Source organism: Anaerolineae bacterium (assembly GCA_014360855.1).
GTDB lineage: Bacteria > Chloroflexota > Anaerolineae > JACIWP01 > JACIWP01 > JACIWP01.
Map to the genome: position 1 here is coordinate 1 of JACIWP010000031.1, position 16,623 is coordinate 16,623.

12 protein-coding genes are annotated in these 16,623 nt (G+C 62.7%); 9 read left to right on the forward strand and 3 right to left on the reverse strand.

The window, feature by feature from the left end; all coding sequences use genetic code 11:
* The coding region (locus H5T60_02950; protein ID MBC7241387.1) for a TIGR02391 family protein at nt 1-640 on the forward strand (640 nt) is incomplete at its 5' end.
* A 1,189-nt stretch (nt 641-1,829) separates the two neighbouring features.
* Here the strand turns inward: H5T60_02950 and H5T60_02955 are convergent.
* Nucleotides 1,830-2,192, reverse strand: coding sequence for a hypothetical protein (locus H5T60_02955; GenBank protein ID MBC7241388.1), 363 nt, complete (start codon nt 2,190-2,192; stop codon nt 1,830-1,832).
* 17 nt (nt 2,193-2,209) lie between these two features.
* On the reverse strand, nt 2,210-3,421 hold the full coding sequence (locus H5T60_02960) for a cation:proton antiporter (GenBank protein MBC7241389.1): 1,212 nt from the start codon (nt 3,419-3,421) through the stop codon (nt 2,210-2,212).
* Between the two features lie 292 nt (nt 3,422-3,713).
* Here H5T60_02960 and H5T60_02965 point away from each other — a divergent pair, with 292 nt between their 5' ends.
* Nucleotides 3,714-4,562: a DegV family protein gene (locus tag H5T60_02965; GenBank protein ID MBC7241390.1), complete on the forward strand. Its 849-nt coding sequence runs from the start codon at nt 3,714-3,716 to the stop codon at nt 4,560-4,562.
* Between the two features lie 83 nt (nt 4,563-4,645).
* On the opposite strand, the gene H5T60_02970 is transcribed toward H5T60_02965, so the two are convergent.
* Nucleotides 4,646-5,821, reverse strand: coding sequence for a tyrosine--tRNA ligase (locus H5T60_02970; GenBank protein ID MBC7241391.1), 1,176 nt, complete (start codon nt 5,819-5,821; stop codon nt 4,646-4,648).
* 244 nt (nt 5,822-6,065) lie between these two features.
* On the opposite strand from H5T60_02970, the gene H5T60_02975 reads away from it, so the two are divergent.
* The 7 genes from H5T60_02975 to smc form a co-directional block, all read left to right on the forward strand.
* On the forward strand, nt 6,066-7,598 hold the full coding sequence (locus tag H5T60_02975) for an FAD-binding protein (protein ID MBC7241392.1): 1,533 nt from the start codon (nt 6,066-6,068) through the stop codon (nt 7,596-7,598).
* Between the two features lie 183 nt (nt 7,599-7,781).
* The gene (gene galK / locus H5T60_02980) at nt 7,782-9,194 is read left to right on the forward strand and encodes a galactokinase (protein ID MBC7241393.1); all 1,413 of its coding nucleotides are present in this window, start codon (nt 7,782-7,784) and stop codon (nt 9,192-9,194) included.
* Between the two features lie 12 nt (nt 9,195-9,206).
* Nucleotides 9,207-10,751, forward strand: a complete 1,545-nt coding sequence (locus tag H5T60_02985; GenBank protein MBC7241394.1) for a D-aminoacylase — start codon at nt 9,207-9,209, stop codon at nt 10,749-10,751.
* Nucleotides 10,752-10,792: 41 nt separating this feature from the next.
* The gene (locus H5T60_02990; protein MBC7241395.1) at nt 10,793-11,713 is read left to right on the forward strand and encodes a dihydrodipicolinate synthase family protein; all 921 of its coding nucleotides are present in this window, start codon (nt 10,793-10,795) and stop codon (nt 11,711-11,713) included.
* Nucleotides 11,714-11,723: 10 nt separating this feature from the next.
* Complete coding sequence (locus tag H5T60_02995; GenBank protein ID MBC7241396.1) at nt 11,724-12,662, forward strand: aldo/keto reductase; 939 nt, start codon at nt 11,724-11,726, stop codon at nt 12,660-12,662.
* Between the two features lie 104 nt (nt 12,663-12,766).
* Nucleotides 12,767-13,519: a ribonuclease III gene (gene rnc / locus H5T60_03000; GenBank protein MBC7241397.1), complete on the forward strand. Its 753-nt coding sequence runs from the start codon at nt 12,767-12,769 to the stop codon at nt 13,517-13,519.
* Nucleotides 13,520-13,606: 87 nt separating this feature from the next.
* A partial coding sequence (gene smc / locus H5T60_03005) for a chromosome segregation protein SMC (GenBank protein ID MBC7241398.1) occupies nt 13,607-16,623 on the forward strand: 3,017 nt, incomplete at its 3' end.

Genomic DNA, 16,623 nt, shown 5'->3' on the forward strand with positions numbered 1-16,623 from the left:
ATTCCGCTTTCGGCGGGAGAGATTCCCCAACGAAGCTATCACCTCCCAAAGGGCACAGTTAATACACGATTGGATACTCTCTCTTGCAAGGCAAGAAATGGATCCTGAAGAGCGAAATCAATTGCTCATTCAATTTTGTCATAGCCTTGCAAATGACCAGAATCGAAAAGAAGTTGATAAAGTTCTCATCAGCGCAGGTATTTCTCAAGGAGTAGTCAATAGGGAAGATCACGCCCTATTTCTTGCCCGTGATTTTCACCCCGAGATAATCAGGCATTGTAGGGAATTGTTCCTGCAAGGCAATTATTTCCACGCCGTATTTGAAGCGTGTAAGGCGTACAACCTTTGTGTCAAGCAAAAAGCACAAAGCACTAAAGACGGCGCTTCCCTTATGCTTGATGTTTGGGGATGTGACAAAGGTGTACTCAAGATAACCACCTGTGCTACCCAAACAGACAAAGATGTGCAAGAGGGCATTAAGTTTCTGTCGGCTGGGCTAATGCAGGCCATACGAAATCCAACGGCGCACGAGCCTGCGATTCTCTGGCCAATCAGCAGGCAGGATTGTCTTGATATCTTAGGTTTGATATCTTTTTTGTTTCGACAGCTTGACAAGGCTGTGTATTTCAAGGCTGAATGATAACAGAAATGCCGCCTAACCAGCGCTGGCATCCGACGCCGCTCCGCTGCGCTTTCACGGCGCAGGTGAATCGCCTGCCGTTGGGCGGCTTATAGCCTTCATGTGAAAGGGAGGCAATTACAATGCAACAAAAATCTTCTACACGACGATCGAGATTACCTTGCATCGCTATTGTTGGCCTGGTTATTTTGGGCATATTGCTGTGTAGCGGTTTCCTAATAGGGGGGGCTTTTGGGGCTTGGTCGCTTGGCCGAATCCTTGCCTACACCACCGCCGCGTCCAACATTGGTTGAAAGCAATGAGTACTGGCTTAGCGGTATAGAACTTGGTCCTATTAGAGATTATTGGGTCGACCTACTTTCGTTGCCCAATCACGGCCAGATTCAACTATAGTAGCTGTTGTAAGCGATAGCTCACGGGTGCGATTGATACGCAAACAGGGCGGTTGGTGCTATATAGAGGTGATAGAGGAGTACTTCAGAGACCCCCTTTTAGTGAACGACAAGATTGAGGAGGGATGGGTAGAATGCTCGCGTTTGCTTGACTATCAGCCTACTCCATTGCCTACTCCGGTTCTGACACCTCAGCGGCCATCGGATTAAACACAATGATTATTATTGGATTACAGGAGTGACAAACTATGATGGCGGATGAGATCGAAAAGGATCGGGAACTGTAGCAAGTACTTTGGGCGTGCTATAAATATTGACAAGACGAGCCATTGCCACCTGAAAAGAGGGCTATTTGCTATAGCTGGGTTGTGGGAGTTTATGAGAACAGGTTTGATTTTAAATTCCACCCATCCCGTTTACGGCGCTTGGAGAAGCTCGGTTTCCTAAAGCGAAATGATACCTCTAAGAGCGAACACAAGCGCTATTAAAAATAGTAGAACCTGGTCATGTAGCGGAACTCTTGCGGGGCTGGAATCTGCTTTAACTTACAAGTAAAGATTCATTGGATAGAAAGAGAATACCGCCCAACATCTCGCTCCAGTCGACTGCGCCTGCGGCGCGGCGGCTGAAGCGCAAGCCGTTGGGCGGCTATTGGGTTAGACGAGTCAACGCACAATTTGGACTTTGAACCAATCTGGAATCGTGCCCCAGGTGGGCAAATTGCTGTAGGTGACCGGGCGTGCGATGAGTGACTCGTGCTCGCCGCCGGCCAGGAAGAACCCGCCCAGCTCCGCTATCTATCGGCCGGCGCGATCGAGTTTCTTCAGTCCCCACACCTTGGTCGCCGGCACCGCAAACATCAACCCGGTGTCCGGCTTCGAGAAATCCCCCACTACCCTTTGGGTCACCTCCGCGATGCGCTCCAAATCAGCCTCGTCCTCCACCACCGTGAAGATTGTGCGGTGGTGGAACTCGTGGGCGGCGAGCAGATCGCGTAAGGAAGGGATGAGGGGCAGGTCATCGCGCGCCGCGGCCTTGATGCGGGCCAGCCCGGTGCTCTCCAGGATGGTGGCGCCGGAGACGCCGGCCTCATCCCAGGCCTGCAGCACCTCATGGCACTTCGACAAATCATTGATCACCACAATCAGCATATAGGCCATCTGTCCGCTCCTTGTTTTCACTGGTCGATTTCGGCCGCCGGCTGTGGCTGAGGTCCGCCGGCCGGCCGCGGATAGAGCGCTCGCAACATGATGGGGGTCAGCAACGTTGTCACCAATACCATGATGACCACACTGGCAAAGACCAGGTCATCAATCAGACCGCTGGACATGCCCACGGTAGCCACGATCAACCCGACCTCACCCCGGGAGGACATCCCCACTCCCAGACGCAGGGCCTCGCCATTGGTAAAACCGCCCAGGCGGGCGCCCAACCCACACCCGATGACCTTCGACAGCACTGCCACCACCACCATGGCCAGAGCAAAGGGGATGCCGCTAATCCCCAGGGAGCGCGCGTTGGTCTCCAGGCCGATGCTGACAAAGAAGACCGGTACCAGCCAGGCATAGGCCAGGGTGTGCATGCCGTGCTCGATTTCCTCGCGCAGTGGGGAGCGGCCGAAGATCAGGCCGGCGATGAATGCCCCGGTGATGGCCGCCATACCGCCCAGGGCCTCGGCCGCCCAGGCATACAGGAAAGTGATAGCCAGGGCCAGCGCCATCACCCCCTCACTGATCGGCAGTCGTTCCACCAGCGCGCCGAGGCGGGGCAGGATTTTCCCTCCCAGCCAGATGGCCAGCACCAGGAAAATGACCATGCGCGCCAGTACCCACAAGACGCTCAATAGGCTGGAACTGCCGGCCGCCACCCCCATGAACACCGACAGGAGGAGCACGACCAGCACATCATCCACCACCGCCGCGCCCAGCAGTCCCATGCCCACGCGCGTGCGTAAGACCTGTAGTTCCATCAGCGTTTGGGCGGAGATGCTGACGCTGGTGGCGGCGAGGGTCAGCCCGATGAAGGCGCTGTGGGCCAGATCAAAGCCGCTCAGCCAGCCCTGCAGTCCGCCCAGCAGGATGGGGGCAATGACGCCGATGACGCCGGCCAGCACCGCTCTTACCATTGCCTCCAGATCCACCTCTAAGCCGGCGATGAACATCAGGATCAACACGCCGATCTCCGCCAGATGGCGGATCGTCTCACCCAGGTGCGGGTCTCCGAAGAACGGCCAGCCCAGCATATTCAGCACGGTCGGGCCCAGGATCAACCCGATGAGCAGTTCCCCCAGCACACTGGGCTGTCCCAGGCGGGTAGATAGATAGCCGGCGCCCTTGGCCGCCACCAGGATGATGAAGAGGGCCAGGAGCAATTGAAGAATGGGTGCCATGACCAGTCCTCTTTTCCTAAATCCACTATGTCAACGAAAACATATGCCTCTTTATGATACCCAAGGCTAGGAGCGATGGCAAATGGGAGAACCGCGGGCGTGGGGGAATTGGTTTGCGCAGTACGTCTGGTGCTTCAGCGCTGGGCGGGAGACGCAACGGGTAGCGTTTGTCAGTCTCCCTGGGGGCTGCCGGCCTGTCCTCAAAACTGGCCGAAATTCCGCGCAACGCCTGCTGTGCAAAGGGGTTATATGATACGGAGACGGATGGGTTCCCGAGAAAGGGGGTATATGCATGGCGCGCATAGCCATTGCCACGGACAGCACCGCCGGCCTGCCGGCGGAACTGATCGAGCGATATCACATCCACGTCATCTCATTAAATGTGCTCTTTGGGCAGGAGAGCCTGCGCGATAACGTGGATATCACCACCGAGGAGTTTTACCGCCGGCTCAAGACCGTCAAAGATACACTGCCTACCACCTCCCAGCCTTCGGCCGGCGCGTTCCGCGAGTTCTACGAGACCATCGCGAAAGAGGCCGATGCCATCATCTCCATCCATATCTCGGCGGACTTATCTGGCACCGTAGCTTCCGCCCTGCAGGCCAGGGACATGCTGCCGCATATCCCGATTTACGTGGTAGATTCCCGCTTCACTTCCATGGCGCTGGGGTATGTGGTGCTGGAGGCGGCGCGTGCCGCGGAGGCCGGCGCCTCCCCGGAGGAGATCGTCGCCGTGGCAGAATCCATCATCCCGAAAATGCGGGTCTATTTCGCGGTGGACACCCTGCGCTACCTCCACATGGGCGGCCGCATTGGGGGCGGGGCGGCATTCCTCGGGACGGCGTTGGGCATCAAGCCCATACTGGAACTGCGCGGCGGCAAAATCGAGGCCGCCGGTAAAGCTCGCACCATGAAGCGGGCCGCCGCCAAATTGGTGGACCTGCTGGCGGAGCAGTTGGGAGAGGGGGCACGCATCCGCGCCGCCACCATCGGCGCGGCCGCGCCGGCGGCCGCCCAAGAGCTGGCCGAACAGATCCAGCGGCGCTTCGAATGTGTGGAAATGTATATCACGGATCTCAGCCCCGTCATCGGTACCCATGTGGGGCCGGGCACGATCGGGGCGATGGGGTACCCGGTGTAGCGCGTTCATCCTCCTCCATTTTCGCCAGGGGCAGATCACCGTCAGGCCGGAGCGGTGATCTGCCCCGCTTTTTGAGGAGCGGATCAGGGCACCAGTTGCACAAAGCGGCGCTTGCCAACGCGCAGGACCGCCGGCTCCGTGAGAGCGATGGTCGCCTCGATGTCTGAAATAACCCCTTCGTTGAGCTTTACGCCGCCCTGCTGGATCAGCCGGCGGGCCTCGCTTTTGGATGCGGCCAGGCCGGCCTCCACCAGCAAGTCCACGATATTCTTCGGCTCGTTGAGGCGGAACTGCGGCATCTCGCTGGGCAGTTCGCGCCGCTGGAAGACCCGCACGAACTCTTCTTCGGCCTTCCGGGCGGCCTCGGCATCATAGAGTTGGGTGATAAGCTCGCGTGCCAGGCGCATCTTGAGGTCGCGCGGGTTGACCCGGCCGGCCTTCATCTCCCGCTCCATCTCTTCGATCTCCGCCATGGGCACGTCGGTGGTCAGGATAAAGTACTCGATGATGACATCATCGCCCATGGACATGACCTTGCCGTACATTTCCTCGGGCGGGTCCACCAGATCGATGGTGTTGTTGAAGGTCTTGCTCATCTTGCGGCCGTCCAGCCCCACCAGCAGGGGCACGAGGAAGACGTTCTGCGGCTCTTTGCCCAGCATGCGCTGGAGCTCGCGGCCGGCGAGGATGTTAAACTTCTGATCCGTCCCACCGAACTCGACATCCGCGTCCACGGCGATGGAGTCGTAGGCCTGCAGGAGCGGGTACAGCAGTTCCATCAGGCTCAGCGGCAGGCCCTGCTCGTACCGCTTGCGGAAGGTCTCATGCGCCATCATCTGGCCCAGGGTGAAGCGGCTGGTGAGATTGAAGACATCCGCCAGCGTGAATTTCCCGAACCACTCGCTCTGCCAGCGCACCTCGGTGCGGCTCCGATCCACCACCCGGAAGAACTGCTGCATATAGGTCTCGGCGTTGGCGCGCACCGTCTCGGGGTCCAGCATGGTGCGGCTCTCATCGCGGCCGGAGGGGTCCCCGATCTGGGCGGTCCAGTCTCCGACGATGAGCACCACGGTATGGCCCAGGTCCTGGAGCTGGCGGATTTTCCGCAGGCCCACGTAGTGGCCGATGTGCAGGTTGGGCTTGGAGGGGTCGAAGCCCATTTTGAGGCGCAGGGTGCGCCCGGAGCGGAGTTTTTCGAGCAGTTCTTCTTTGGTGATGATCTCCGCCACGCCACGGGTGAGGATTTCTTCCAGGTCCATCGGTTTTTCTCCTGCCGCGTCCGGATATTGCTCCTCATTATAGCATCCGCGCCAGGGGGCGGCAAATCCTCTGATGATTTGCGCCGGCGGTATATGAGTATCCTCAGAATTTGAGATGAATTTCACGTAACTATTGACTTTTTAGTGCATATTTGATATACTTAAATAAGGAGCTGGCAGTACCCAGTTTCTGCTTTCTGCTTTTCCCAAAGGAGGGGTAAAAATGGTTAGTGGCAACAGACGTATGTCTCGGCGTGAATTTGTCCGCAAGACATTGATGGGTGCCGCGGCGGTGTCAGGCGCCGGCGTGCTGGCCGGCTGTAAAGCCGCCAAAGCGCCAGGCGTTCCCGATAAGTGGGACAAGGAAGTAGACGTGGTAGTGGTGGGATTGGGTGGGGCCGGCGCGCTGGCGGCTCTCACCGCGCATGATGCCGGCGCCAAAGTCCTCGTGCTTGAGAAACTCCCTGGCCCAGGCGGCTCCACCGCCCTCAGCGGTGGTTACTTCACCGGCGTCAATTCCTCCGTCCAGAGGGCCAAAGGCATCAGCGATTCCGTCGAGAACGCTGTCGCCTATCATTTGGCCTGCGCTCAGGGTCAGGTGGACGAAAAGATCGTGCGCGCCTGGGCGGAGAATTCGGGTGAGACGATTGACTACATTGTCAGCCAGGGTGTGGAGATCGACGCCATCATCCCGGACTTTCAGCCGGAGTTTCCTGGCGCCGGCACGCGCTCCCATCACGCCAAAGGCCTGGGCAAGGGGCTGTTTGAGCCACTGTACAACGCCATCCAGTCCAAGGGGATCGAGGTCCTCACCGAAACAAAGGGCAAGGCCCTCATCACGGACATCAACGGCGCAGTCATCGGCATCAAAGCCGAGGGCTCTTCCGGAGAGATGAATATCAAGGCGCGCCGGGCTGTGGTGTTGACGACCGGTGGGTTTCTCTACAACCGCGTCATGGTGCGTGATTTTCTCAAGAATGAGCACATCATCAGTGTCGGGTGTCCAGGCTGTGAGGGTGATGGCATACGCATGGGAATGGCTGTCGGCGCCAACCTGAAAATCATGAACGAGATTGCCGGCACCCCCGCCATCAAAGTACCTAACCAGGTTATCGCCGTACCCTCGATGCTCGCCCTGGGCGGCCTTCCCTTCGTCATGGTAAATAAGAAGGGCCAGCGGTTCGTGCGCGAGGAACTGCCCTACGATCGGGCTATCATCCCCTTTGACGTGTACGACCCGATCGCGATGGAGTATGCCAACATCCCGGCCTTCGCCATCTTCGATGATGATGTCTTCCATCTCGGCCCCATTGGTTACAGCTCGACCCCGGGAAGCGTTTGGAGCGCTGACAATATGCGGGAGTTGGAAGCCGGCGTCATCGTCAAGGCCGACACGATTCGCGAACTGGCGCAGAAGATCGGCGTGGATCCCGATGGTCTGGAAGCGACCGTGAATACCTGGAACGCCGATGTCGCCCAGGGCAAGGACAGCCAGTTCGGCCGCAAGAACGGCCTGGCTCCCATTGCCAAGGCCCCGTTCTATGCGGTCAACCACTATCCGGGTGGTTGGGATACTGTGGGGGGCCTGGAGATCAACGAGAAAGGGCAGGTCATCAATGTCTTTGGCCAGGTGATTCCTCGGCTGTATGCCGCCGGCACCACTGCTGCCAGCATCATTGGCCGCCTGTATCCTATCAGCGGAACCTGCATTGGCAGTGGCGTGACCTTCGGGCGCATTGCCGGCCGCAATGCCGCCGCCGAAAAGCCCTGGTCCTGATAAAATCCCTGTCCCTTGTTGAAGCTGACAGCCGCCGCAGCCGGCGGCTGTCAGCTTATTATTTGACGCGCAGGCAGAGTTGGAGTACACTCTATAACTGGTAGGGTGGTATGACAAGTGGCGATATTTCTGTCGGGGCAAGGCGCCTCGCTCATCAATCTTTCGGAAAGGCCGCACGCATCCATGAATCCTTCCCATCTGACGGCAGTGCTCCAGCAAGTGTATGACAGTGACCCCGCTGATCCATCACCGCTTCAGGCGCAACTTTCCCGCTATCAGGAAGCGCTCCGTGCTTTTCACCTGGCTTTTGGTCCCGGCCCCGTCCATGTATATCGCGCCCCAGGCCGGGTGAACCTCATCGGCGAGCATACGGATTACAATCACGGCTTTGTCCTGCCGATGGCGCTGGAAAAAGACATCCTGCTGTTGGCGCGCCCGCGCGCTGACGGCAGGGTGGTACTGCGGAATATCGAGCCGGCCCGTTTCCCCGACCGCGGTTTCACCCTTTCCCCCTCCATCCCGCCGGGACCGGTGGGGGATTGGGCCAACTACATCAAAGGGCCGGCCCAGGCCCTGGTGCGCCTGCTGGGGATAACGCACGGCATGGATGCCCTGGTGGTGGGCAAAGCGCCGTTCGGCGTGCCCATCGGCGCCGGCCTCAGCTCCTCCTCCGCCCTGACCGTCGTCTCGGCCATGGCCCTGCTGGACCAGAACAATGGCTCCATGCCCCCCATGGAATTCGCGCATTTCTGCGCGCAGGCGGAATGGTACGTGGGCACGCGCGGCGGGGTGATGGACCATTTCACCTCGGTGCTGGGCCGGCGCGGGCATGCCCTGTTCCTGGACTGCCGGCCTGCCGGCGTGCCGCCCACGCAGTACCGCACCGAATGGGTGCCCCTGCCCCCGCAGTACTCCATCCTGGTCTGTGACAGCGGCAAGCGCCGCGCCAACACCCTCTCGGACTACAACGTGCGCGTGGCGGAATGCAAGATCGGCGTGGCGCTGTTACAGCGGCGTTGGCCGGCTATCACCCACCTGCGCGACGTGACTGCGGAGCAGATAGGGTTTGCGCCGGCGGAGCTGGATGCTTTCCTGGCAGAACACCTGCCCGAGGAGGCGGATTTCGCGGCCCTGCGCCAGCTTGGCCTCTCGCCGGCCTTTCTGGACGGCCTGGCGGCAGATCTTCGCCTGGCACCCACCCAGACCTTCCGCGTGCGGGCGCGCTGCCGGCATGTCATCCGGGAGAATCAGCGGGTGATAGAATCGGTGGACGCCCTGCGGGCATCGGACGGCCGGCGCTTCGGCCGGCACATGCTGGAATCCCATCAGAGCCTGCGCGACGACTACGAGGCGAGCTGCGCGGAGGTGGACGTGCTCGTGGACCTGCTGGCGGAGCGGCCGGAGGTGTTGGGCGCGCGGCTGACAGGCGCCGGCTGGGGAGGATGTGTCGTCGCCTTGCTCGATGCCGGCGCGGGGACCGGTTTCATGGCCAAGGTGGCCGAGACGTACCGGGCGCGCACGGGCCTGGCGCTGGAATGGTTCGCCGGCCGCGCCGCCGCCGGCGTCAACGGCTGGAAGCACTTTGCTGAACTGTGAGAGGACGGTACCATGTTCGACCTCATCCTGGAAGGCGGGTGGATCGTGGACGGCTCCGGCAACCCCGGCTACTGGGGGGATGTTGGTGTACAAGGTGACCGCATCGCGGCCATCGGCCGGCTGAAGGACGCGCCGGCGCGCCGCCGGCTGAAGGCCGACGGCCTGGTGGTCTGCCCTGGCTTTGTGGATATGCACAGCCATTCCGACATTTTCTGGCTGGCCCAGCCGGAGGCACTGCCGAAAATCCGTCAGGGTGTCACCACCGAGATCATTGGGCAGGACGGCATCTCGTATGCACCAGTATCGCCGGCCAACATGCCCTTCTGGCGCGAGTATCTGGCCGGCCTGAACGGGGATTTTGACATTGACTGGGATTGGTCCAGCGTGGGGGAATTCCTGGACCGTCTGGGCCGGCGCGTCTCCCTGAACCTGGCCTACCTGGTGCCGCATGGGGCCGTGCGCATGGAGGTGATGGGCCTGGAAAAACGCACGGCAGGGCCGGCGGAGCTGGACCGCATGGCCGAACTGGTGGAGCAGGGCCTGCGCCAGGGAGCGTTCGGCCTTTCCACCGGCCTGTACTATGTGCCGGCGGTATATGCCGACACGGCGGAGCTGATCGCCCTGTGCCGGGTGGTGGCACGGCATAACGGGCTTTTCGTCACCCATATGCGCGACTACGGCGCGCATATCGAGGAGGCCTTTGAGGAAACCTGTGCCGTTTGTCAGCAGACCGGGGTGCGCACGCACATTTCACACTTCAACACGACGGCCGAAATTGGATGCCGGCTGATGGATCGGGCGCGCCAGGAACGGTTGGACATCACCTATGATTCGTATCCCTATCTGGCCGGCTGTACCCTGCTGTCCGCTATCCTGCCGCCCTGGGTGCAGGAGGGCACGGTGGCGGAAGCGGTCGAGCGCCTGCGCCGGCCCGAGAACCGCCAGCGTCTGGCGCGCGAGCTGGAGGAGCGCGTCGTGCGGCTGGAACTGCTGTACATCGCCGGCGTGCGCACGCCGGCCAACCAGCGCTATGCCGGGCTGAACGTGCTGGAGGCGGCCAAACTGGCCGGCCAGGAGCCGGCGGACTTTCTCGCCGACCTGCTCATCGCCGAGCGTATGGCGGTGCCGGCCATCGCACACCACACCTACCGCACGGAAGAGGATTTCCGGGCGCTCCTGCGCCGGCGGGAGCAGATCGTCGGGAGCGACGGCGTGCTGGTGGGGAGCCACCCGCACCCGCGCGGCTACGGCACCTTCCCGCGCATCCTCGGCCGCTATGTCCGCCAGGAGCAGGTGCTGGAGCTGGAAGAGGCGGTGCGCAAGATGACCTGGGCGGCGGCCGGCCGCGTGGGGCTGGCTCAGCGGGGCCTGCTGTTGGAAGGCTGGTTCGCCGATATTACCTGCTTTGACCCGGCTGTTGTCATCGACCGGGCCACGTATGCGCAGGGCAATCTGCCGCCGGAAGGGATCCACTACGTCCTCGTCAATGGGCAGGTCGTGCTGGAAGAGGGCGAGCATACCGGCGCATACCCTGGCCGCGCCCTGCGGTCCCGATAGGAAAGACGACTGTTACTTGACATAATAAAGAGGAGGTCAGGATGGGCAACTTGCGTTTGACGGGCATCATGACGGCGCTGGTGACGCCGTATGACGCGGAGGGGCGGGTGAATTTGCCGGTGGTGCGCGAGTTGGTGGAGTTTCTCCTCAGCCAGGGGGTGCAGGGCTTCTATGTCTGCGGCGGCACGGGGGAGGGCCTCTTGCTGACGGAGGAGGAGCGCCGGCAAATGGCCGAGACGGTCGTCCAGCAGGTGCGCGGCCGAGTGCCGGTGGTGGTGCATGTCGGCGCTGTCACCACGGATGAGGCCTGCCGGCTGGCGGCCCATGCGAAAGAGGCCGGCGCGGACGCCATCAGCTCCATCCCTCCGCTGGGCTATTTCGGTGTCGGGTTCGAGGGCATCCAGCGCTATTATGCCGCCATCGCCGCGGCCTGTGACCTGCCGCTGTATGTCTATAACATCCCCGGCGCCACCGGTGTGAACGTCTCGCCGGCGCTTTTCCGGGAGCTGTGCCTGGCCATTCCCACCCTGGCCGGCATGAAGTTCACCTCGTACAACTTCTTCGAGATGCAGCAGATCATCCAGATGGAGATACCCGGCCGGCGGCTGAACGTCGTTTCGGGTCCCGACGAGATGATGATCGCCGCGCAAGCCATGGGCGCCGACGGCGCCATCGGCACCTTCTACAACCTGGTGCCGCGGCTCTTTGTGGATGCCTACAACGCCTTCCACGCCGGCGATGTCCGCCGCGCGATGGAACTGCAGGCGCGCGCCAACCGCCTGATCACCGTGTACTTCCAGGTCGGCGGCGGCATGTCCGCCTTTAAGGCGGCAATGAAGCTGATCGGGTTTGACTGCGGCGCCGGCCGGCCGCCCCTGCCGCCCATCAGCCCGGAGCAGGAAGAGCGCCTGCGGGCGGAGTTGGTGGCCGCCGGCTTCTGGGATGTGGCGGTTGCCAGGTAGGAGGGGCAACATGAACTATCGCCTCCTGGGGAGCACCGGCCTGCGGGTGTCCGAGATTTCTCTGGGCGCGGTGGAGATCGGCATGCCCTATGGCATCCCGACGGCCGGCGGGCTGGAGCGCCCTTCCGAGGAAGAGGCCCATGCGCTCCTGCACGCCGCGCTGGATATGGGCATCAATTTGATTGACACAGCGCGGGCGTATGGAGAGAGCGAGGAGATCATCGGGCGGGCGCTGAAGGGCCGGCGCCATAAGTATATCCTGGCCACCAAGGTGTACCATTACGCCGACCGCGGTCTCTCCACGGCGGAACAGCGCCGCGCCATCCGCGAATCCATCGAGACCAGCCTGCGCGCCCTGCAGACGGATGTAATTGACATCCTCCAGATTCACAGCGCCACGAAGGAGGTCCTCGAGCGCGGCGAGGTCCTGCGGGAGCTGGAAGAAGCCCAGCGCGCCGGCAAAGCGCGTTTCTTGGGCGTCACGGTGTACGGCGTGGAAGCGCCGATGACCGCCGTGCTGGACGGCCATTACGACGTGATCCAGGTGGCGTACAACATGCTGGACCGCCGGCTGGAGGCGGAAGTACTGCCCCTGGCGTATGAGAAGGGGGTCGGCGTCATGGTGCGCTCCGTACTGCTGAAAGGGGTGCTCACGCCGCGCTATGCGGCTCTGCCGGATGGTCTGGCAGAACTGCGGGAGGCGGCGCGCCGGCTGGAGGCCATCGTGCAGGCAGAATGCGAATCCCTCCCGGAAGCGGCCTTCCGCTATGTCCTGGACAACCCCTGCATCAGCACGGCGCTGGTGGGGACGGGCAAGCTTCGCAACTTACAGCGGGCGGTGGAGTATGCCGGCCGCGGCCCGCTCTCGCCCGAGCTGAAAGCCGCCATCCGCGGTGTCACGGTCTCCGACGAGACCCTCCTGGATCCCAGCACCTGGGAGCGGCGGTGAAATGGGGCAGATGGCTGTCACCTGAGATAGGGCGGGGATTTTGAGCCGTATGCCGGTCTGTGATATAATGCGGTGCAAGTTTGCAGGCCCAAGAGGGAAAGTGCATGGCATCGCAACGACCGCCGCGCACCATTGCCGGCATCACGTTTCAAGACTACACGCTCTTACAGCGTGCCCTGACCCACAGCTCATACCTGAACGAACATCCGGAATTCTCCGCAGAGGATAACGAACGGCTGGAGTTCCTCGGGGATGCGGTCATCAGCCTCATCACCGCCGAATACCTCTATCACCGCTTCCCGGAGTTTCGCGAGGGGGAGTTAACCAATCTGCGCGCGGCCATCGTGCGGCGCGAGACGCTGGCGTCCTTTGCCCAGGCGATTCACCTGGACGAGTATCTTTTGCTGGGGAAGGGGGAGGAGGAGAGCGGTGGGAGATCGCGGCCGGCCACCCTCTGCAACGCCTTCGAGGCGTTCATCGGTGCCCTGTACCTGGACCAGGGGTATGAGGCCACCGCGCGGTTCCTCACCCCGCTGATCCAGCAGGCTGCCCAGCAGTTGCTCACCCGCGCGCTGAGCAAGGATGTGCGCAGTCAGCTTCAGGAGCTGACCCAGGCGCGCTTTCAGATTACCCCGCGCTATAAGACCATTGCCGAGTTCGGCCCGGACCATGCCAAGCAGTTCGTGGTAGAGGCATATGTCGGGTCGATCTGCGCCGGCCGCGGGCAGGGTCACAGCAAACAGGCCGCCGCCAAGCAGGCCGCCGCCCAGGCGCTCGAGCATCTCCAGGACGTGCACCGTCTGGAGGACCTGACCCCTCTTCCGCCCTGGGACGCAGTGTCCGGGAAGGAGGGGTAAGATGCACTGGTTACATGCCTCCGCCGGCTGTTGCCGGCCCGCGCTAATATGTACCCCGGAGACCTATTCCGCCCGCCGGAGGCGCCCATGCGCCTGAAAAGGCTGGAACTGCAGGGCTATAAATCCTTCGCCGCCAAAACCGAGTTCCTGTTCTTTGACGGTATTACCGCCATTGTCGGCCCGAACGGAAGCGGCAAGTCGAACATCGCCGACGCGGTGCGCTGGGTGTTGGGTGAGCAGAGCTACCGCCTCCTGCGCGGCAAGCGCACGGAGGACATGATCTTCTCCGGCAGTGCCCAGCGGCCGCGCGCCGGCATGGCCCAGGTCACGATGACGCTGGACAATTCCAGCGGCTGGCTCCCCCTGGAATACAGCGAGGTCAGCATCACCCGGCGGGCATACCGGTCAGGGGAAAACGAGTATCTCATCAACGGCAACCGTGTGCGCCTGCGCGATGTCATGGAATTATTGGGACGGAGCGGCCTGGCGCGGCGTTCCTACACAGTGATAGGTCAGGGCCTGATCGATGCCGCGCTGGCCCTGCGTCCGGAGGAGCGGCGCATCCTGTTTGAGGAGGCCGCCGGCATCACCATCCACCAGATGAAGCGCGCCGAAGCGCTCAGCAAGCTCGAAGCCACGCAGGAAAACCTTCTGCGGGTCAAAGATATCCTCTCCGAAATTACCCCACGCCTGCAGGTCCTGCAGAAGCAGGCGGAGCGGGCGGAGCAGTACGCCTCACTGCAGGACCGACTGCGCCAGTTACTGCGCGTTTGGTACGGTCATCAGTGGTTCCTGGCAGAGCAGGCATTACAGCAGGCGCAGGAAGCGCTCCGCCGGCAGACGGAACTACGGGATGCCCGACAGCAGGCGCTCCAGGAAATCGAAGAACAGATGGACGCCTTGCGCCAGGAGCAGACAGCCCTGCGAGAGCAGTTGAGCCAGCGGCATGGGGACAGCACCCGCCTGCACGCGGAGCTGGAAGCCCTGGAGCGGGAGCTGGCCGTTTGGGAGGAACGCCGGCGGCAGATGGAGGTCCAGCGCGAGGCCCTTCTGCAGGACATCATCGCCCTGCGGGCCAGCGCGGCGGAGCATGAGGAGCGCATCGCCGGCGCCCAGGAGGAGCTGGAGGCGCTCGAACAGGAATATCAATCTCAGCTTGCGGCGGCCGCCGAGGTCGAACAGCAGGTGCAAGCCCTCCAGCAAGAGCGACAGCGTCTCAACGCCGCCATTGCGGCGGCGCGCGATGAGGCCTTCCAGGTCGCCACACGGCTGGCGGACTGCCGCAACCGCATGACCCAACTGGATGAGCGCCGGCAGGAACTGCAGGCGGAACAGCGCCGGCATCAGGAGCATATTGCCGCCTGCCAGGAGGAAATCGGCCAGCGGGAGAGGGAACTGCGCGCCCTGCGCCAGGAGCTGGAGACCTGGCAGGAAGCCACCGCAGTCCTGCAGGCTCAACGCCAATCTGCCCTGGAAAAAGCGGAGGAGGTCCGGCGAGAGCGCCCGACGATCGAGAAGCGCCTGGATGAGGCCCGCAGGCGGTTGACCCATCTGCAGGCCCGCCGGGATATCCTCGCGCGCACCCGCGAGGAGATGGAAGGGTTCTACGCCGGCGTGCGCTCGGTCATGCAGGCGCGCATCGCCGGCGTGTTGGGCCCGGTTGCCTCCCATATTACTGTGCCGGCGGAGCTGGAGCGAGCGCTGGAGACCGCCCTCGGCAGTCATCTGCAGGACATCATCGTCGAGCGCTGGGAGGTGGCCGAGAAGGCCATCGAGCACTTGAAGCGCGTGCAGGGGGGCCGGGCGACCTTTCTGCCCCTGGATACCCTGCGGCCGCCGGCCGCCCTGGAGGTGCCGGCCGCCCCGGGCGTGATTGGCCTGGCCTCTGAGCTGGTGCAGTACGATGCCCGCTTGCGGCCGGCGGTGGACCTGCTCCTGAACCGCATCCTGGTGGTGGAGGACCTGCAAACTGCCCGCCGGGTGATGGAGCGCCTGCGCGGCAGTTTCACCATTGTCACGCGCGCCGGCGAGATCGTCCGCTCCAGCGGGAGCGTCACCGGGGGGGCGGGCGCCGGCGAGCGCCAGGCCGGCATGCTGGCCCGCGAGCGCGAGTGGCGGGAACTGCCCGGCCAAATCGCCGCCCTCGAAGAGCAGGTGGCCTCCCTGACCCGCGAATTGGAAGAAAGCCAGCGCGCCGAAGCGCGCCACCGCCAGACCGCCCAGGACTTGGAGCGCGAGCTGGCCGCACGCCAGCGCCAGCAGGTGGACCTGGAGGCACGCATCGCGGAGCTCCTCCGCCAGCAGGACAGGCTTTCTCAGGAGATCGAATGGCATGGACGTTTGATCGCGCAATCGCGCAAAGAGGTGGAAGCCACGACGGAGCGGCGTGCCCAGCTTGCGCAGGAGGCCGGCCAGCTCGAGGAGCGTCAGCGTGCCCTGGAGGAACAGCTCCGGCAGTTGGATGAGGCGCGCGCCGGCATTATAGATGACGAGCTGGTCAATCAGCTCAACACCCTGCGCGCCGCGCTGGCCTCCGCGGCCTCCCGGCGGGACAGCCAGCTTCAGCTTCTGCGGAACTTCCAGTCCATGCTGTCCCAGGCGCATCAGCAGATCGAGGGCAAGGAGCGCCGCCTGCATGAGCTGGAGGGGCAGATGCAGGAGCTGGAGGAGCGCCGGCGGACTGCGGATGCGCGCCGGCAGGAACTGCAGGCGAACCTGGCGGATATTGATGCCCAGGTCCAGCCCATGGAACGGCGCCTGATGGAGCTGGAGCGTGCCCTGCAGGCCCTGGTGGCCGAGGAAGAGCGCCGGCGCCGCCAGCTCCATGATGCGGAGAGCCTCTACGCCCAGGCCAGCCTGGACTATCAGCGCAAGGAAGAGCATGTCCGCGCCCTGCACCGGCAAATAGAGGAAGAGCTGGGTCTGGTGGAGCTGGAGCCGGTCGAGGGGCTTGCGGAGCAGGCCCCACTGCCATTGGGCGCATTGGTTTCTGCCCTGCCGGCGGTGCCGGAACTGCCCGAGGGGTTAGAGGAGGAGATCCGGCAACTGCGGGGGCAGATTCGCCGGCTGGGTGCAGTGAACCCCGAGGCCCCGGAGGAATATTC